This is a genomic window from Phenylobacterium sp., assembly GCF_036501465.1.
Taxonomy (GTDB): Bacteria; Pseudomonadota; Alphaproteobacteria; order Caulobacterales; family Caulobacteraceae; genus Phenylobacterium.
On the sequence record NZ_DASYAF010000160.1, the window covers coordinates 32897 to 51261 of the forward strand.

Annotated in this window: 18 protein-coding genes and 1 pseudogene; 16 read left to right on the top strand and 3 right to left on the bottom strand. The window is 68.3% G+C overall.

All coding sequences use genetic code 11. From position 1 onward, the window contains the following. Positions 1–39: 39 nt before the first annotated feature. From VGL85_RS19025 to VGL85_RS19035, 3 genes are read left to right on the top strand one after another with little or no spacing between them, the layout of a single operon-like run. Positions 40–633 (top strand): DUF2975 domain-containing protein, encoded by a 594-nt coding sequence (locus VGL85_RS19025; protein WP_331590584.1) that lies wholly within the window; start codon positions 40–42, stop codon positions 631–633. After that, complete coding sequence (locus VGL85_RS19030; RefSeq protein WP_331590585.1) at positions 633–878, top strand: helix-turn-helix transcriptional regulator; 246 nt, start codon at positions 633–635, stop codon at positions 876–878. The genes VGL85_RS19025 and VGL85_RS19030 overlap by 1 nt, the downstream gene beginning before the upstream one ends. A gap of 39 nt (positions 879–917) precedes the next feature. Beyond that, positions 918–1766, top strand: coding sequence for an alpha/beta hydrolase (locus tag VGL85_RS19035; protein WP_331590586.1), 849 nt, complete (start codon positions 918–920; stop codon positions 1764–1766). Here VGL85_RS19035 and VGL85_RS19040 read toward each other — a convergent pair. Further along, positions 1763–2737: an aldo/keto reductase gene (locus tag VGL85_RS19040; protein WP_331590587.1), complete on the bottom strand. Its 975-nt coding sequence runs from the start codon at positions 2735–2737 to the stop codon at positions 1763–1765. The two genes, VGL85_RS19035 and VGL85_RS19040, sit on opposite strands and share 4 nt — an antisense overlap. Positions 2738–2827: 90 nt before the next feature. Here VGL85_RS19040 and VGL85_RS19045 point away from each other — a divergent pair, with 90 nt between their 5' ends. From VGL85_RS19045 to VGL85_RS19075, 7 genes are all read left to right on the top strand, one after another. Beyond that, entirely contained in the window at positions 2828–5137 is a 2310-nt protein-coding gene (locus VGL85_RS19045) for a CoA transferase (protein ID WP_331590588.1), read from the top strand. A gap of 46 nt (positions 5138–5183) precedes the next feature. Next, on the top strand, positions 5184–5606 hold the full coding sequence (gene mce / locus VGL85_RS19050) for a methylmalonyl-CoA epimerase (protein WP_331590589.1): 423 nt from the start codon (positions 5184–5186) through the stop codon (positions 5604–5606). Next, positions 5606–5869, top strand: a complete 264-nt coding sequence (locus VGL85_RS19055) for a DUF1467 family protein (RefSeq protein ID WP_331590590.1) — start codon at positions 5606–5608, stop codon at positions 5867–5869. Before mce ends, VGL85_RS19055 begins: the two co-directional genes overlap by 1 nt. Before the next feature lie 134 nt (positions 5870–6003). After that, complete coding sequence (gene proS / locus VGL85_RS19060; RefSeq protein WP_331590591.1) at positions 6004–7323, top strand: proline--tRNA ligase; 1320 nt, start codon at positions 6004–6006, stop codon at positions 7321–7323. Positions 7324–7388: 65 nt separating this feature from the next. Beyond that, positions 7389–8627, top strand: a complete 1239-nt coding sequence (locus tag VGL85_RS19065; protein WP_331590613.1) for a lipoprotein-releasing ABC transporter permease subunit — start codon at positions 7389–7391, stop codon at positions 8625–8627. Beyond that, positions 8620–9321, top strand: coding sequence for an ABC transporter ATP-binding protein (locus VGL85_RS19070; protein ID WP_331590592.1), 702 nt, complete (start codon positions 8620–8622; stop codon positions 9319–9321). The genes VGL85_RS19065 and VGL85_RS19070 overlap by 8 nt, the downstream gene beginning before the upstream one ends. Positions 9322–9448: 127 nt before the next feature. Continuing rightward, on the top strand, positions 9449–10048 hold the full coding sequence (locus VGL85_RS19075) for a hypothetical protein (protein ID WP_331590593.1): 600 nt from the start codon (positions 9449–9451) through the stop codon (positions 10046–10048). A gap of 32 nt (positions 10049–10080) precedes the next feature. On the opposite strand, the gene VGL85_RS19080 is transcribed toward VGL85_RS19075, so the two are convergent. Next, positions 10081–10449: a Spy/CpxP family protein refolding chaperone gene (locus VGL85_RS19080; RefSeq protein WP_331590594.1), complete on the bottom strand. Its 369-nt coding sequence runs from the start codon at positions 10447–10449 to the stop codon at positions 10081–10083. 209 nt (positions 10450–10658) lie between these two features. Between VGL85_RS19080 and sidA the strand changes: the two genes are divergently transcribed. Next, positions 10659–10748, top strand: a complete 90-nt coding sequence (sidA, locus tag VGL85_RS19085; RefSeq protein WP_331590595.1) for a cell division inhibitor SidA — start codon at positions 10659–10661, stop codon at positions 10746–10748. Positions 10749–10761: 13 nt separating this feature from the next. Then, positions 10762–14244, top strand: coding sequence for a DNA polymerase III subunit alpha (gene dnaE / locus VGL85_RS19090; protein WP_331590614.1), 3483 nt, complete (start codon positions 10762–10764; stop codon positions 14242–14244). Positions 14245–14247: 3 nt separating this feature from the next. Here the strand turns inward: dnaE and VGL85_RS19095 are convergent, their stop codons facing one another. Then, positions 14248–14607 (bottom strand): hypothetical protein, encoded by a 360-nt coding sequence (locus VGL85_RS19095; protein ID WP_331590596.1) that lies wholly within the window; start codon positions 14605–14607, stop codon positions 14248–14250. Between the two features lie 248 nt (positions 14608–14855). Between VGL85_RS19095 and rpsB the strand changes: the two are divergent. The 4 genes and pseudogenes from rpsB to frr all read left to right on the top strand — a co-directional run. Next, a pseudogene (gene rpsB, locus VGL85_RS19100) lies at positions 14856–15680 on the top strand (30S ribosomal protein S2); the annotation flags it as partial. A gap of 270 nt (positions 15681–15950) precedes the next feature. Continuing rightward, a complete protein-coding gene (gene tsf, locus VGL85_RS19105) occupies positions 15951–16892 on the top strand; it encodes a translation elongation factor Ts (protein WP_331590597.1) in 942 nt (313 codons plus the stop codon). 98 nt (positions 16893–16990) lie between these two features. Next, the gene (pyrH, locus tag VGL85_RS19110) at positions 16991–17710 is read left to right on the top strand and encodes a UMP kinase (protein WP_331590598.1); all 720 of its coding nucleotides are present in this window, start codon (positions 16991–16993) and stop codon (positions 17708–17710) included. 54 nt (positions 17711–17764) lie between these two features. Further along, on the top strand, positions 17765–18331 hold the full coding sequence (gene frr, locus VGL85_RS19115) for a ribosome recycling factor (RefSeq protein ID WP_331590599.1): 567 nt from the start codon (positions 17765–17767) through the stop codon (positions 18329–18331). Positions 18332–18365 lie beyond the last annotated feature (34 nt).

Sequence of the window (18365 nt, forward strand, 5' to 3'; positions counted from 1 at the left end):
TGCGATACGGTTAGTCTGCCTTCTTAGGGAGACCGCGTCATGGCCTCTGTCGTCGATATCGCGCCGCCGCGTCCGGCGCCCAGCCCGAGCGTCCGCAAGATCCGCGGGACCAGTCGAGCGTTCGAGGTCCTCTTCACCGCTCTGTGCGCGCTCAACGTCGCCTTCGTCATCTTCAGTCTCTGGGTGATCTTCTTCTATCGGGGGGAGAATTTCGCCGTAGGCCCGCGCGGCGGCCTGATCACCAGTGAGCCGCTGCCGCCGGATTTCGTCCCGTTCCATACGTGGCGGCTCGCCCAGAAGCTGGCCTATGTGCCGGACGTGATCGTCAGAGGCCTCCCGGTGATCGTGCTGTTCTGGGCGCTGCGTGAACTCTTCCGTCTCTATGGGCGCAGCCAGGTGTTCACCGCGCGCAACGCGCAGCTCATCCAGATCATGGGCGTCTGCCTGATCGCCGACGCCGCCGCGCCGTTCCTCTGCCACCTGGTGCTCAGCGCCACGGGCTACGAGATCGACAAGATGTGGGCCCACATGACCTCGGTGCAGGAACTGATCCTGGGCGCGGTGGTCTTCGTGATCGCGCTGGTCATGCAGGCAGGTCACGAGATCGAGGAAGACCGCGAAGGGTTCATCTGATGGCCATCGTCCTGCGGCTCGATGTGGTGATGGCCCGGCGCAAGGTGCGTTCGAATGTCCTGGCCCGCGCCATCGGCATCACCGAGGCGAACCTCTCCCTGCTCAAATCGGGCAAGGTGAAGGGACTGCGGTTTTCGACCCTGGAGGCGATCTGCCGGTTCCTGGACTGCCAGCCCGGCGACATCCTCGAATTCATCCCCGACGAACGCGCTGAAGGCGCGGAGCCGCTGCGCGAAGCCAGCTGATCTGATCCACCTCTGAGACCGTACGAAGGAGAACGACCGATGATCGGGCGAATGATGGCGCTTGGGTTAAGCCTGGCGCTGGCAGCGGGCGCGGCGCGGGCCGCCATGGTCGACGTGGACGGCGGCCAGATCTACTACCAGACCTGCGGCAACGGACCCCAGGCCATCGTCCTGATCCACGACGGGGTGGTGAATTCGGCCAGCTTCGACGACATGTGGCCGATCCTATGCAGCGACTTCCGCGTCGTCCGCTACGACCGGCGCGGCTATGGCAGGTCGCCGGCCGCCAAGTCGCCCTATTCGCCGCAGGAGGACCTGGCCGCCGTGATGGCGGCGGCGAAGATCGACCACGCCAGCCTGGTCGGCTTCTCGTTCGGCGGTGGCCTCGCGGTCAGCTACGCCATCCTGCATCCGGACCAGGTCGACCGGCTGGTGATCTCCGGGCCCTCCTTGAACGGCTTTCAGCCCACCAAGGCCTTCAGCAAGGCGGTCACCCACATCATGATGCCAATGATCCTCGGCAACTTCGACGCGGTGGTCGACAACGCCGCCAAGTCCGGCTGGGTGATGGCGCCCGGCCACGACGCCGCCAAGGCCAAGGCGCTGGCGATCCTGAAGGCCAGCCCCCAGGACCTGCGCCACCAGATGAAGGATCCGATCAAGCCGTGGCCGTCGGACTTGCCGAAGATGCAGGGCCTGAAGGTCCCGACCCTGATCCTGATCGGCGACCACGACATCGCCGACAACCAGGCGACCAGCGGCGCGGCCCAGGCGCTGATCCCAGGGTCGCGGCGTGAGGTGATCGAAGACGCCGGCCACCTGATGCAGTTGGAGCACCCGAAGGAGATCGCCGAATTGGTCGCCGAGTTCGTGAAGAAGGGCCGCTAGGCCTTGGCCAGCCCCAGGGCGTCGATCGCGGCGACCTGCGCCGCCTCCAGCGGGCCGGCGGCTTCCCCGGCCAGGCACTGTGTGAGCTCGGCGCGGTTCTTCACGCCGAGCACCACGGTGTCGATGTTGGGCATGCCCAACGCATAGCGATGCGCGACGACGGCCGGATCCTCGCCCCATTGGACGCAGAGGGCGCGAAAGCCGGCGGCGCGGGCGAAGTCGGTGTTGTCCGGATTGTTGGGCGACAGCGGCCGGTCGACGCCGGCGGTCAGCGCCCCGGCCTGCACTGCACGGATGCCCATGACGCCGATCCCGCGGGCCTTGGCCGCGGCGGCGATCTCCCGCGGCCGGGCCGGCTCGGCATAGCGCCGCAGCGCGCCGGGACTGTCCATCAGGTTGGCGATGGCCTGGACGGCGTCGGGCCGGGGCGAATGGTCCAGGGCCGCCAGCGCCGCGGTCGGAACCCCGATGCCGGTGATCCCCCAGGCGCCGATCCGCCCCTGCGTCTTCAGCCGCTCCATCGCCGGCGCCACCTCATCGGCATAGAGCGACCAGGCGGTGGAAAAGGCGTCCTTGTGCGCATCGCCATGGGCGTAGCTGAAGCCGTCCAGGTGGATGTTGGAGTGCAGGAAGAACAGGTCCACGCGCTTGAGCTTCATAGCCGCCAGGCTCTCGGCCAGCGATGCTTCCAGCCGCGCGCCCACCTCCGGCGCCGGCGGTGAGCCCAACTGGTGCTTGGTGGTGATCTTCACACCCGCCGGCAGCCGCCCGCCAAACACCTCGCCGATGAATGCCTCGCAATTGCGGTACATGGGCGCGGCGTCCAGCACGGTGATCCCGCCGTCGATGGCGGCGGCGAGCGTGGCCAAGGCCTCATCCTTGGTGTTCTCGCCCCAGATCTGGCCGATGCCGCCGCCGCCCAGGGTCAGCCGGCTGACCTCGCCCAAGGGGCCCAATGTCGCGGTTCTCATGGCGGCTGGTCCCTCGATCCGTAGGCAGTAGGGCTTGTCGATCCGCCCCGTCCTGGCTTTCATAGCCGCCGGGTCAGGGAGGCCCAAGCTTTGTCCGCCTATCGAGGACTCCGCGTCGCTGACTTCAGCCAGGGGATTTCCGGCCCCATGGCGGCGATGTTCCTTGGCGACTTCGAGGCCGAGGTGGTCAAGCTCGAACCGCCCGGCGGCGACCGGCTGAAGGACCATCCCGGCTACCAGGTTTTCAACCGCAACAAGCAGGTCGCGACCCTGGATCTCGACACGCCGCGCGGCCTGGCCGACGCCCTCGATCTGATCGCCGGCGCCGACGTCGCGATCTTCAGCGATCCGCCTGGCCGGCTGGAGACGCTGGGCCTGGACGCTACGACCCTGACCAAGACCCATCCCGGCCTGGTCCATGCCTGGTTGCCGCCCTATGGCGTGCGCGGCGAATGGAGCGGGATCGCGCCGCACCACAGTCTGCTGACCGCGCTGAGCGGCGTCGCCTTCCGGCAGGGCGCCTATTCGGACCAGCCGATCCACCTGGTCCTGCCGCTGATCTGGTATGGCCAGGGCGTGCTCGGCGCCGCGGCGATCGGCGCGGCTCTGCTGGAGCGCCGAAAGAGCGGCAAGGGCCAGGCGGTGACCGTCAGCGGCCTCAACGCCCTGTCCGAGGTCTCCGGCCCTGTGCGTGTCCTGGCCGCGCCGCCGCTGCCACGCGGCCAGCCGCTCGGAGCCTCGCCCAGCTACCGGCTCTACGAATGCGCCGACGGCCAGTGGTTCTTCCTGGGCTGCCTGTTCGCCAGCTTCTACCTCAAATGCTTCGAGGCTGTCGGCCTCGCCGATCACTTCGAGGCGCTGGCGCTCGATCCGCCACGCGCCCGCGAACTGCTGCAAACCGTCTTCCACGCCAAGCCGCGCACCGAATGGCTGCAGATCCTGCAGGATCACGGCGTGCCCTGCGCGCCCGTCGGCTCGCGCGAGGCCTGGTTCGCCGGCGAGACCATCGCCAGTGGCGAGCTGCGCCAAGTGTTCAGCCACCCGACTCTGGGCGAGGTGGCGATCCCTGCGCCGCCAGCCCGGCTCTGCGAGACGCCGGGCTCGATCCGCGGCCTGGCCCAGCCGATCGACAAGCCACCCGAATGGCCGCCGCGCGATCCGCCGGTGGCCAGTGGGGAGGGCGAGGCCGCGACCCCGCTCGATGGCGTGCGTGTGCTGGACCTGGGCACGGTGATCGCCGGCGCCCATGGCGGCGGCGTGCTGGCCTGCCTCGGCGCCGACGTCATCAAGGTCGAACCGCCGGAGGGCGACCCGTTCCGCTCCGAGAACGGCGGCTTCATGGCCTACAACCGCGGCAAGCGCGGCCTGGGCCTCGACCTGAAGCAGCCGGCGGCGCGCGAGCTGTTCTACGACCTCGTCCGTCAAGCCGACGTGGTGCTGGACAACTACCGTTATGGCGTCCGCAAGCGACTGGGCGTCGACTACGCGACCCTTAAGGGTATCAACCCGCGGATCATCTCCTGCTCGATCAATGCCTATGGCGACAAGGGACCGCGCATGACCCTGCCGGGCTTCGACCCCCTCCTACAGGCCGAGGGCGGAATGCAGCAGGCGCAGGGCGGCGACGACGAGCCGATCCTGCATACCGTCCCGGTGAACGATGTCGCGACCGCGGCCGTCGTTTCGATGTCGGTCGTGGCTGCGCTGAACGCCCGTGAGCGCACCGGCGAGGGCCAGGAGATCATCACCAGCCTGATGGCCCAGAGCCTGACCTTCCAGCTCGCCGAGGTGGTGGACTACGCCGGCCGGCCGCCGAACGACCTGGGCGGCCGCGACTGCCTGGGCCCGCGCGCCCTGCATCGCTTCTACGAATGCGCCGACGGCTGGCTGGCGCTGGTCTGCGACCGCGCCGAGGCGGCCCGCGCGCTCGGCAAGACGCTCGGGATCGATCTCGGCGACGACCCCTTGACCGCGCCGCGCGATGGGGAACTCGCCGGCGTCATCGCCCGCGCCCTGATCGCCTGGCCGCGGGACATCGCGGTCCAGAGCCTGCTCGGGGCCGGGGTCGCCGCCGCGCCCGCCCTGCGCGCCGCCGAGGCGCTGGAGAGCGAGTGGCTGTGGGACAATGGGACTTTGGAGATTTGGCGCCACCCACGGCTGGGCGATATCTGTGGGGTGCGGAGTTACGCCGACTTCTCCCGCACGCCCGCCGGCTTCCGCCGCCCGACGCCGGACCTGGGCGAGCACTCCTCCGAGATCCTGCGCGAGCTGGGTGTGGCCGAGGACCGGATCGAGGCTCTTTTCGCCACCGGCGCGGTCTTCGAGCCCTTTCACATCGATCCCAGCCGCGCCAAGTCCGCCCGGGCCGGCAACGACAACGCGGCGCTTTCGACCCAATGACGGTGGCGCAGTAGCGGCCGGCGGACAGCGGGCCTATACCCGCCTCATGATCGGCAAATTGAACCATGTGGGCGTCGCCACGCCCTCCATCGGCGCCTCGGTCGCCATGTACCGCGACGTGCTGGGCGCGACCTCCTTTTCCGACCGCTTCGCCATGCCGGAGCAAGGCGTCTGGGTCTGCTTCGTCAACCTGCCCAACAGCCAGATCGAACTCATCGAACCCTACGGGGACGCATCTCCGATCACCGCCTTCCTGGAGAAGAACCCGAAGGGCGGCCAGCACCACGTCTGCTTCGAGGTGCCCGACATCATCGAAGCGCGCGACGCCATGCGGGCGAAGGGCGCGACCGTGCTGGGGACCGGAGAGCCGCGCATCGGCGCCCACGGCGTGCCGGTGATCTTCCTCCACCCCAAGGACATGGGCGGCGTGCTGGTCGAACTCATGGCCGAGCCGAAAGCGAGTCACTGATGGGCGGCCCGATCACTCTCATCGCAATCTACTTGACCATCTGGTGGACAGTGCTGTTCGCCATCCTGCCGATCGGGGTGCAGAGCCGCGCCGACGCCGGCCTGCCCAACGACGGCTCCGATCCCGGCGCGCCGGTCGATCCCAAGCTGAAGCGCAAATTCATCACCACCACCTGGGTCTCGGCCATCGTCTTCGCCGTGCTGTGGCTGGTGGTCCACTTCCACCTGGTCGACCTCAGCAAGCTGCCGGGACCCCACAGCTAAGCTCAGGCGTTACGCCTCAAGCCGTTTGCAAAGCCGCCAACCCGTTTGCAAAACAAGGGGGGCGAAGGCTATCAGGACCGTCCGCCTAAGGTTCTTCCTGGCCCAAGCGTCCTATTTGGAAAGCGTCTGACCCCATGCGCCTGTCGCGCTACTTCATGCCCACCCTGCGCGAGGCGCCCGCCGACGCCCAGATCGTCTCCCACCAGCTGATGCTGCGCGCCGGCCTGATCCGCCAGGAGGCGGCCGGCATCTACGCCTGGCTGCCGCTGGGCCTGAAGGTGCTGAAGAAGATCGAGCAGGTGGTGCGCGAGGAGATGAACCGGGCCGGCGCCATCGAGGTGCTGCTGCCCACCCTGCAACTCGCCGACCTGTGGCGCGAAAGCGGCCGCTACGACGACTACGGCGACGAGATGCTGCGCATCAAGGATCGCCACGACCGCGACCTGCTCTACGGCCCCACCGCGGAAGAGGTCATCACCGAGATCTTCAGAGCTTACATCAAATCCTACAAGGACTTGCCGAAGAACCTTTACAACATCCAGTGGAAGTTCCGCGACGAGCGGCGTCCCCGCTTCGGAGTCATGCGCGGCCGCGAGTTCCTGATGAAGGACGCCTACAGCTTCGACATCGACGAAGCGGCGGCGCGCAAATCCTACAATCGGATGTTCCTGGCCTATCTCAATGTCTATGCGCGGCTGGGGTTGAAGGCGATCCCGGTGAAGGCCGATCCCGGCCCGATCGGCGGCGACCTCAGCCACGAGTTCATCATCCTGGCCGACACCGGCGAGAGCGAGGTCTTCGCCCACGGCGATCTCGTGGAGATGGGCGCGCCGGGACCGGATATCGACTGGGACGGCGACCTGGAGCCCCTGGTGACCCAGCGTTCGAGGCTCTACGCGGCCTCCGACGAGATGCACGATGCCGCCCGCTTCGAGGCCGAGGTTCCGGAAGCCAAGCGGATGACCGCTCGCGGCATCGAGGTCGGCCACATTTTCTACTTCGGCGAGAAGTACTCCAAGCCCATGAAGGCGCTCGTCACCGGCCCGGACGGCAAGGACGTCCCGATCCACGGCGGGTCCTATGGCGTCGGCGTCTCGCGCCTGGTGGGCGGCATCATCGAGGCCAGCCATGACGAGGCCGGGATCGTCTGGCCTGACGCAGTGGCGCCGTTCGGCGCGGCGGTCGTCAACCTGCGGGTCGGCGACGGCGCTTGCGACGAGGTTTCCGAGCAGGCCTACAAGGCGCTGACCGACCTGGGCCTGGACCCGCTCTACGACGACCGGGACGATCGGCCGGGCGCAAAATTCGCCAGCCTCGACCTGGTGGGCATCCCATGGCAGCTGATCGTCGGCCCCAAGGGCGTCGCCGAGGGCGTCGTGGAGATCAAGCGCCGCGCCACCGGCGAGCGCCTGACCCTGCCGCTCGACGCCGCCTTGAAGGCGATCGCGGGTTGAGCCAGGCCCAGGGGGTAGCTTCAGGGCCAACAGGCTCCGCGCCGCCCTTCGGCCTGTGGGAGCGGATGCTGGCCGGCCGCTATCTGCGCGCCAAGCGCAGCGAAGGCGGCGTAGCCCTGATCTCGATCATCTCCTTCGTGGGGATCACCCTGGCCGTGGCCGTGCTGATCATCGTCATGTCGGTGATGAACGGCTTCCGCGACGAACTGCTGGGCAAGATCCTGGGCTTCAACGGCCACGTCTTCGTCACCGGCGGCCTGCTGGACAACGCCCAGGCGCGCGACCTCGCCGTCGAAAAGATCGCCAGGGTGCCCGGCGTGGTGCAGGACTTCCCGGTGATCGACGCCCAGGCCATCGCCATGGGCCCCAGCCAGGTCACCGGCGCCATGGTCCGGGGCCTGACGCCCAAGGACCTGGCGCGGACGAAGATCGTCGCCGGCAACATCACCAAGGGTTCGATCAAGGGCTTCGGCGCCGGCGACTATGGCGGCGACGTGGTTGTGGTGGGCGACCGGCTGGCCGAGCAGCTGGGCGTGCGGGTAGGCGACAATATCACCCTGATATCGCCCAGCGGCGGCGCCACGGCCTTCGGCGGCACGCCGGTCCAGAAGGTCTATCAGGTGGGCGCGCTGTTTTCCGCCGGGATGAGCCAGTACGACCAGGCCTACATCTTCATGCCGCTCGCCCAGGCCCAGCTGTTCTTCGGCCGCGAAGGCTCCGTCGACGCCATCGAGATCCGCGTGACCGATCCGGACAAGGCGCCCGACATGAAGGCCGCGATCAACCGCGCCGCCGGCCCAGCGGCCCTGGTCAACGACTGGACCCAGCGCGACGCCTCCTACTGGGGCGCGCTGAAGGTCGAGCGCAACGTCATGCGCCTGATCCTCATGCTGCTGGTGGTGATCGCGGCGCTGAACATCATCTCCAGCCTGGTGATGCTGGTGAAAAACAAGGGCCGTGACATCGCCATCCTGCGCACCATGGGCGCGGGGCAGGGCGCCATCCTGCGCATCTTCGTCATGGCCGGCGGCGCGATCGGCGCGCTGGGCACGGCGGCGGGCCTGGCGCTAGGGGCGCTGGTCTCGATCTACATCACCCCGATCCAGGACTTCGTGGAGTACGTCACAGGCCAGTCGGTGTTCTCCTCCGACGTCTATTTCCTCAATCACCTGCCGGCCAAGGTCGACTGGACCGAGGTGTCGATCATCGTCGCCTTCTCGCTCGCCGCCTCCCTGCTCTGCACCCTGCCGCCGGCGCTCAGGGCCTCGCGTCTCGATCCGGTGGAGGCGCTCCGCTATGAGTGAGCCGGTCCTGTCGATCCGCGGCCTGGAGCGGACCTATGTCACCGCCGCGGGCGGTTTGCCGGTGCTGCGCGGCGTCGATCTCGATGTCCAGCCGGGAGAGATCGTGGGCCTGATCGGCCCTTCGGGCTCCGGCAAGTCCAGCCTGCTGCACGCCGCGGGCCTGCTGGAGCATCCCAACGCCGGGCGGATCACCATCCTCGGCCGCGACTGCTCCGACATGAACGACCGCGACCGCTCGCGCGTGCGGCTGGGGGCGATCGGCTTCGTCTACCAGTTCCATCATCTGCTGCCCGAGTTCAGCGCGCTCGACAACGTGGCCTTGCCGCTGATGATCGCCGGCATCCAGCGCGCCAAGGCGCAGGGGAGGGCGGCGGAGATCCTTGCCGAGCTGGGCCTGGCCGGGCGCGTCCAGCATCAGCCGGCTCAGATGTCCGGCGGCGAGCAGCAGCGGGTGGCCGTGGCCCGGGCGCTGGCCAATTCACCGCGGCTGCTGCTGGCCGACGAGCCCACCGGCAACCTCGACCCGCACACCTCCGACGCCGTGTTCCAGAGCCTCTACGGGCTCGCCAAGCGCACCGGCGTCGCCGCGCTGATCGCTACCCACAACCTCGATCTGGCCCGCCATATGGACCGGGTTTTCGCGCTCAGGGACGGCCATCTCGAGGAACGTGAGCGGACTGTTTCGCCGGCGTAACGCTGTAAGCCCAATTGTGACGGAACCCTTTGTAAGAAAGTGGCTTTTCCGATAGGCCGAGCCGTCTTATCTTGGCTATGGGACGCTGAACCGTTGGCCTCGAAGGCCTCGGCCTCTGTAGGAGGTCATGTTGAAGATCATTATTGCGGCGCTTGGCAGCGTCTCGCTTCTGACCGCCGCGGTCCCGGCGGCTGCGGAATCCTCACAGCATGGCGGCTGGTCCCACGCGGGCGGCTCCAGTTCCAGCGGCGGCGCGCCGTCATCCGGTGCATGGAGCCACGGCGAATCGAGCCACGGCGGATTTGGTCATAGCGGTTTTGGCCATAGTGGTTTTGGGCAGAACGGTCTCGGTCGCGCCGGCTTCGCGCCGGGCTTCGCCGGCCATCCCGGCTTCAACCACTTCCACCACGGCAGGCCGTTCTTCCCGTTCTATGGCGCGAGCTTCGGCCTGGGCCTGGCGGTGGGGCTCAGCTTCTATGATCCGTGGTTCTACGGCTTCTATGACGGGCCGTACCCGTACTACGGCTACTACAGCGCCTACCCGCCCTATCCGCCGCCGGGATATGGACCGCCGCCGCCCGGCGGGCCGCCGGTCGCCGGCCCCTCCGGCGCGCCACCGGCCGCCGCCCCTGGCGCAGCCCCGCCGGCCGCGGCCTGCGGCTCCTGGTCATGGGACTCCGCCAAGCAGGTCTACAACTGGATCCCCTGCGCCGCGCCGTCGGCCTAGCCACCGACTGAAAGCCGAGAAAATGCCCCAGGCTAGCGCCTGGGGTCGTCGTCCGTCGGCAGGGTGTCGCGGTCGAACACCTTCTGCTGCTCAGGGGTGAGCTTGCCGTAGAAGGCCTTCACCGCCTCGCCCTGGCGGCGGAAATCCATATCGTCCTGCTGCATGGTCGCCTCGATCAGGGCGATCCGGCGCGGGGTCGGCACCATGGGCAGAAGCTCCTGCGTCGCCCTGTGGCGCGCCTCGACGTTCGGGTCGGGGGCCACCGCCATCACATAGTCATGCCACGCCGGCTCCTGGCCGGGGTTGAGGCGCAGGTCGTCATGCAGCCGGATCAATTCGGCGTTCACCGGCTCGGTCGCAGCCGCCGCCAACCCCGCCGCGCCCACCATCGCCGCGGCCACAGAAAACCCAAGAACAATCCGACGCATAACCAGGAACCCTAAGGACGCATCCCTCTCGCCGGCGATTATCGCACGCGGATGTTCGGCTGGGAACGAGTCAAGACCTCGCGCGAGGGACAGGGCTTGACTATGAGAACAAAAGGCGAATAAGAACGAAAACGGAACGAGTGAGCGCTATCCACAGCGCGCCCACAGGAAGGATGCGAGCGATGGTTCGTCTGGCCCGGGAATCACTGGCCTTTGTGTCGGTGGCGAGCTTTGTCTGGATGGTGTGCGCCGTGGCGGCTCACATGGGATGACGCCGCCATGCGAATGGGAGAGGCGGCGATCGTGGCGGATGGAAGCCCAGCCGGGCCTGGCGACGGCGTCTCTGGCGGCGGCTTCGTCCACCTCCGGGTCCGTTCCGCCTATTCGCTGCTGGAGGGCGCCATCAAGGCCGACAAGATCGGCGCGCTGGCGGCGGCCAGCGGCATGCCGGCCGTGGCGATCGCCGACCGGGCCAACCTGTTCGGGGCGCTCGAGTTCTCGGTCACGGCCAAGGAGGCCGGCGTCCAGCCCATCCTGGGCTGCGCGCTGCCCGTCACCGGGATCGGCGAGGGTTCGTCCGAGCGCTGGGCGCGCACGCCCACCGTCGTGTTGCTGGCCCAGAATGCGCAGGGCTACGCCAACCTCTCCGAACTGTCCTCGGCCGCCTACCTGGAAGTCGATCCCTCCGAGGAGCCCAATGTCGCCTGGGCGAAGGTCTGCGAGCACGCCGAGGGCCTGATCCTTCTGTCCGGCGGCCCGGACGGCCCGATCGACCCGCTGTTCGTCGCCGGCAAGCCCAAGGAAGGCCGCGCGGCGCTCGCCGAGATGAGCCGCGTGTTCGGCGAACGCTTCTACGTCGAGCTGCAGCGCCACGAAAGGCCGGGCGAGGCCGCCGCCGAGCCTGAGCTGGTCGGCTGGGCCTACGAGGCCGACGTCCCGCTGGTCGCCACCAACGACGTCTACTTCAAGACCGCCGACATGCACCTGGCGCACGACGCCCTGCTGTGCATCTCCGACGGCGCCTTCATCGGCCAGGACGAACGCCGCCGCGTCACGCGGGAACACTGGTTCAAGCCGGCCGCCGAGATGCGCGCCCTTTTCGCCGACCTGCCGGAGGCCTGCGACAACACCCTCGACATCGCGCGGCGCTGCGCCTTCGCCGCGCCCAAGCGCGATCCGATCCTGCCACGCTTCCCGACCGAGGGCGGCCGCTCGGAGGCGGACGAGATGGCCCACCAGGCGCGCGAGGGGCTGAAGGCGCGCCTGAAGGTCAATGGCGCGGCCCAGCCGATCGAGGCCTATGAGGAGCGGCTGGAGAAGGAGATCGAGGTGATCACTTCGATGGGCTTTTCCGGTTACTTCCTGATCGTCTCGGACTTCATGAAGTGGGCGGTGGCGCACGGCGTGCCGGTGGGGCCGGGCCGCGGGTCCGGCGCGGGCTCCCTGGTCGCCTGGTCGCTGATGATCACCGGCCTGGATCCCCTGAAATATGGCCTGATCTTCGAGCGCTTCCTGAACCCGGAGCGGGTGTCGATGCCCGACTTCGACATCGACTTCTGCCAGGAACGTCGCGACGAGGTGATCGCCTACGTCCAGCAGCGCTACGGCCGTGACCGGGTGGCGCAGATTATCACCTTCGGCACCCTGCAGGCCCGCGCGGTGCTGCGCGACGTGGGTCGGGTGCTGCAATTGCCGCTGGGCCAGGTGGACCGCCTCGCCAAGATGGTGCCGGCCAACCCCGCCAATCCGGTGACGCTCGCCAAGGCCATCGAGATCGAGCCGCGCCTGCAACAGGCCCGCGACGAAGACGAGGCGGTGGCGAGGCTGCTGGATATCGCCCTGCAGTTGGAAGGTCTCTACCGCAACGCCTCGACCCACGCGGCCGGCATCGTGATCTCCGACCGGCCGCTGACCCAGCTTGCGCCCCTCTATCGCGATCCGCGCTCGGAGCTGCCGGCGACCCAGTTCAACATGAAATGGGTGGAGAGCGCCGGCCTGGTGAAGTTCGACTTCCTGGGCCTGAAGACGCTCACCGTCGTCGATCGGGCGATGAAGCACCTGGAGCGGCGCGGCGCGGGCTTTCCGCTGGAAACCCTGCCGCTGGACGATGGCCCCGCTTACGAGGTGATGGCCTCGGGCCTGACGGTCGGCGTGTTCCAGATGGAAGGGCAGGGCATGCGCGACACCCTGCGCCAGCTGCGCCCGCAGTCCCTGGAAGAGGTCACCGCGCTGATCTCCCTCTATCGGCCCGGCCCGATGGATTCGATCCCCGCCTATGTCGACTGCAAGATGGGCCGCAAGCCCCTGGACGTCCTGCACCCGCTGCTGGCCCCGGTGCTGACGCCCACCTACGGCGTGATCGTCTACCAGGAACAGGTGATGCAGATCGCCCAGATCCTGGCCGGCTACTCCTTCGGCGAGGCCGACCTCCTGCGCCGCGCCATGGGCAAGAAGAAGAAGGAGGAGATGGACAAGCAGCGGGCGCGCTTCATGGCTGGCGCGGCCGAGCGCGGGGTGGAGAAGGGGCTCGCCGACCTGCTGTTCGGCCTGATGGAGAAGTTCTCAGGTTACGGCTTCAACAAGTCGCACGCCGCGCCCTACGCGCTGATCGCCTACCAGACCGCCTGGCTGAAGGCGAACACCCCGGTGGAGTTCTTCGCGGGCTCCATGAGCCTCGATCTGGCCAATACCGACAAGCTTTCGGTCTTCTATCAGGACGCCAGGCGCTGCGGCGTGAAGATCCGCAGTCCCGACGTGAACCTCTGCGGCGCGGACTTCGAGGTGGAGAACGGCGAGGTGTTGTACGCCCTGGGCGCGATCCGCAACGTCGGCCTGCAGGCCATGGAGCATGTGGTCGCCGAGCGTCGCGAACATGGGCCGTTCCGCGACGTCTTCGACTTCGTCGAGCGGGTCGATCCCAAGCAGGTCAATCGCCGGACCTTCGAGACCCTGGCCCGGGCCGGCGCCTTTGACAGCCTCGATCCGAACCGCGCGCAGCTCGTCGCCGCCGCCGATGTGCTGGTCGGCCACGGCCAGGCGCTCGCCGCCGACCGGGCCGAGGGCAAACGCAGCCTGTTCGGCGATGACCCGGGCGGGGCGCATCGTCCGCGCCTGCCCAAGACCGACGCCTGGACGCCGGTCGAGCGACTGGATCAGGAACTGGCCGCGGTCGGCTTCTACCTTTCCGGCCACCCGCTGGAGGACATGATCGAGGCGCTGCGGCGTCGCCGCACCGACCTCTACGTCGACGCGGTCGCCAAGGCCGAAGCCGGGGCGGAGGCCCTGCGCATGGCCGGCGTCGTGCGCCGCCGCCAGGAGCGTGCGGCCCAGGGCTCCGGCGAGAAGTTCGCCTTCGTGACCCTGTCGGATCCCACCGGCGAATACGAGGTGCTGTTCCCGCCGGAAAGCTGGCGGCGCTGCCGCGACCTGCTGGAGCCCGGCGCGGCGGTGGCGATCACCGTGCGTGCGCGAGCCAAGGACGGGGAGGTGCGCTTCTTCGGCGACGGCGCCGAGCCGGTGGCCAAGGCGGTGGAGAACGTGGTCGCCGGCCTGCGGGTCCACCTGGCGCCGCGCAGCGCCGAGATCGAGGCGCTCAAGAAGCGCCTGGAGGGCGTCGGCAATCCGCGCGGCGGCGAGATCGTGCTGGTGGCGGGCGTCGGCGGCGGGCGTGAGATCGAGCTGAAGCTGCCCGGCCGCTTCACCCTGGACGGGGCGGTGCGCGGGGCGATCAAGACCGCGCCCGGCGTCACCTTCGTCGAGGACCTCTAGGGCCTAGTTCGGATTGTAGTAGGGGCTGTTGAGCGCCGCATCGCGCTTGGCCTGGGCCCGGGCCCGCGCAGCCTCGCCAGCCGGCGAGAACGTCCCGCCCGCTTGCCGCTGGGCCGCTTCCCGCTGCCGACGCTCCGCGGCCTGCGGCGACAGAGGATCGGACGCAGGGTTCGGCGGCGCGTAGGGCTTGAACGGCTGAACCGGTTTGACGCCTTCGTAGGGATGGTACGTCGGCTGCGTCGGGCTCGGGCTCGGGGCGCCGGGCAGCTTGGGTAGGCCCGGCAATTGCGGGGGCTCGATCTGCGCCGCCGCCGCGCCGGCGATGAGGCTGAACACCGCCGTGGCGGCCAGGACATGTCGCATCGGACCCCTCCAGGTTGCTGCGGCCAAGCTTACAATGATCGCCTGAGTTCTCAATATGTTTCGCACGCCCCTTTGGGGGCTGGTGAGCGAGCGGTTGATTTTTCCCGGCCGACCGCCTATTTGCGCGGCTCCAAATCCACACGCAGGTGTTTGGCGACGTGGCGGGGAGACATCCCGCCCGCTTCCATTCCGGTCCCCAACTGGGGGTTTGCCTGCGGCGGTCAACCGGAAGAAGGACTTAGATACCCATGGCTCTGCCAGAATTCTCCATGCGTCAGCTCCTGGAAGCTGGCGCGCACTTCGGCCACCAGACCCATCGCTGGAACCCGAAGATGGAGCGCTACATCTTCGGTAGCCGCTCGAACATCCACATCATCGACCTGTCGCAGACCATGCCGCTGCTTCACCAGGCCCTGGTGAAGGTGCGTGAAGTCGCCGCCGGCGGCGGCCGGGTGCTGTTCGTCGGCACCAAGCGCCAGGCCTCGGAGCCGATCGCCACGGCCGCGCGCCGCTGCGCCCAGTACTATGTGAACCACCGCTGGCTGGGCGGCACGCTCACCAACTGGCGCACTGTCTCTGGCTCCATCGCGCGCCTGCGCGAGCTGGAAGGCGTGCTGGAAGGCGAGAGCGGCCGCACCAAGAAGGAGCTGCTGCAGCTCACCCGCGAGCGCGACAAGCTCGAGCTCTTCCTGGGCGGCATCAAGGACATGGGCGGCATCCCCGACCTGATGTTCGTGATCGACACCAACAAGGAAGCGATCGCGATTCAGGAAGCCCGCAAGCTGAACATTCCGGTGATCGCCATCCTCGACACCAACTGCAGCCCCGACGGCATCACCTTCCCGATTCCGGGCAACGACGACGCCGCGCGCGCCATCCAGCTCTACTGCGACCTGATGGCTGACTCGGTGCTGGACGGCCTGGCCGCCGGCCAATCGGCCGCGGGCGTCGATCTGGGCGCGGCGGAAGCACCGGTCGAGCCGGCCTTGGCTCGTGCGGACGCCCAGCCGAAGGACGTCCAGCCGAAGAAGGCGAAGGCGGCCCCCGCCGCTGAAGCCCCGGCCGCGGCTGAGGCCGCGCCTGCGGAAGCCCCCGCCGCGGAAGCTCCGGCGGAAGCGCCCGTGGAAGCCGTGGCCGAGGCCGCCCCCGAAGCCACGCCTGAGCCCGAGGCCGTGCCGGAAGCCGCCGCCGAGGGTGAGGCCGAAGCCACCGCCGAGGCGACCAGCGAGGAACAGGCCGGCTGAGGCGCAGTCAAAGCGTCTCACAGGCCGACTAAGACCAATAGAAAGGGGCGGAGTCCGCGAGGTCTCCGCCCGACCCCAAGAACTTTGAAGGAGCTGACCATGGCGGAGATCACCGCTGCGCTGGTCAAGGACCTGCGCGAACGCACTGGCGCCGGCATGATGGATTGCAAGGCCGCCCTGACCGAGAATGGCGGCAATGTGGACGCATCCATCGACTGGCTGCGCGCCAAGGGCCTCTCGAAGGCCGCCAAGAAGGCCGACCGCGCCGCCGCGGAGGGCCTGGTGGCCGCCCGCATCAGCGACGACGGCAAGACCGGCGTGCTGGTCGAGCTGAACGCCGAGACCGATTTCGTCGCCAAGAACGACACCTTCCAGGCCGCCGCCCGCGAGATCGCGCGCGTGGCGCTGGGCGTGGACGGCGGCGTGGACGCCATCACCGCGGCCAAGACGGCCAAGGGCGAGAGCGTGGCCGACATGGTCACCAACATGATCGCCACGATCGGCGAGAACATGCGCCTGCGCCGCGCGGCCAAGCTTTCCGTGAGCCAAGGCGTGGTCTCCCTCTACCTGCACAATGCGCAGGGCGAGGGGGTCGGCAAGCTGGGCGTGCTGGTGGCGCTGGAAGGCACCGGCGACCAGGCGCTGCTGAAAGACGTGGGCCGCAAGATCGCCCTGCATGTGGCCGGTACGCCGACCCCGCCGCTGGCGCTCACCCCGGCCGACCTGGATCCCGCCGCCGTCGAGAAGGAAAAGAAGTTCCTGACCGATCAGGCGATGGAGTCCGGCAAGCCGCGAGAGATCGCCGAGAAGATGATCGAGGGCCGCATCCGCAAGTGGCAGGAGGAAGTCGTCCTCCTGAAACAGCCTTTCGTGATGAACCCCGACCAGACGATCGAGCAGCTGGTCGCAGAGACCGCCAAGCAGGCGGGCTCCGCGGTGACCCTGAAGGGCTTCATCCGCTTCCAGCTGGGCGAGGGCGTGGAGAAGACCGAAGGACCTGACTTCGCCGCCGAAGTGGCCTCGATGACCGGCCAGCGCTAAGCTCGCCGGCGATTCCTAAGACGGGGGCGCGGTGCGTTCGACGCGCCGCGCCCTCAGTGTATGTTGCGTTCAAGACCAGAAGGAGCGGGAACCCGCCCATGCCCGACGCCCAGCCGCGCTACCAACGCATTCTCCTGAAGCTGTCGGGAGAGGCGGGCGTCGGCGGCGACGGCTTCGGTATCGATCCCAAGACCCTGGCGGCGGTTTCCGAGGAAATCGCCGAGGTGGTTCGCGCCGGCGTGCAGGTGTGCGTCGTGGTCGGCGGCGGCAACATCTTCCGAGGCGCCGCCCTGGCCGAAGCCGGCATGGAACGCGCCAGCGCCGACTACATGGGCATGCTGGCCACCATCATGAACGCTCTGGCGGTTCAGGCGGCGCTGGAGAAGATCGGCATCTTCACCCGGGTGCAGTCGGCCATTCCGATGGCGGCGGTCTGCGAGCCCTACATCCGCCGCCGCGCCCTGCGCCACCTTGAAAAGGGCCGGGTGGTGATCTTCGCCGCCGGCGTCGGCGCGCCCTTCTTCACCACGGATTCCGGCGCCGCCCTGCGCGCCGCCGAGATGGGTTGCGACGCCCTGCTGAAGGGCACCAGCGTCGACGGCGTCTATACCGCCGACCCCAAGAAGGATCCCTCAGCCGAGCGCTACGAGACCCTGACTTACAAGGAGGTCCTGGCGAAGGACCTCAGAGTCATGGACGCTTCGGCCGTGGCGCTGATGCGCGAAAATCATATCCCGATCGTGGTCTTCTCGATCCGCGAGCGGGGAAACCTGTTGAAAGTGGTGAACGGCGAAGGGGTCTTCACGACCATCGCCTGAAGCCATGGGGCAGGGGTCCGGAACCCCGCCCGCGACGACGAGGGAGCGAACATCATGGCCACTGTGGAAAAGCCGGTTCTGTCCAAATACCGCGACCGCATGGACAAGGCCGTCGCCGCCTTGAAGGAGGAGTTCGCCAGCCTGCGCACCGGCCGGGCTTCGGCGAGCCTGCTCGACCAGGTGCATGTAGAAGCCTACGGCTCGACCATGCCGATCAATCAGGTTGGGGCCGTCTCGGTGCCCGAGCCCCGGATGATCACCGTCAACGTCTGGGACAAGGGGCTGGTGGTCGCCACGGAAAAGGCGATCCGCTCCGCGGGCCTTGGGCTCAACCCTGTGGTCGATGGCCAGAACCTGCGCATCCCGATCCCGCCGTTGACCGAGGAACGCCGCAAGGACCTGGTGAAGGTGGCCCACAAGTACGCCGAGCAGCAACGCATCGCCGTGCGCAATGTGCGGCGTGAGGCCAACGACGATCTGCGCGCCGCAGAAAAGGCCCACGTCATCAGCCAGGACGAGGAAAAGCGGATGGAGGCCGAGGTCCAGAAGCTGACGGATGAGGCGATCAAGCGCGTGGACGAAGCCTTGAAAACCAAAGAACAAGAGATCATGCACGTTTAGCCGGCCCCGCCGGACCTCGTAAGGACGCCGACCC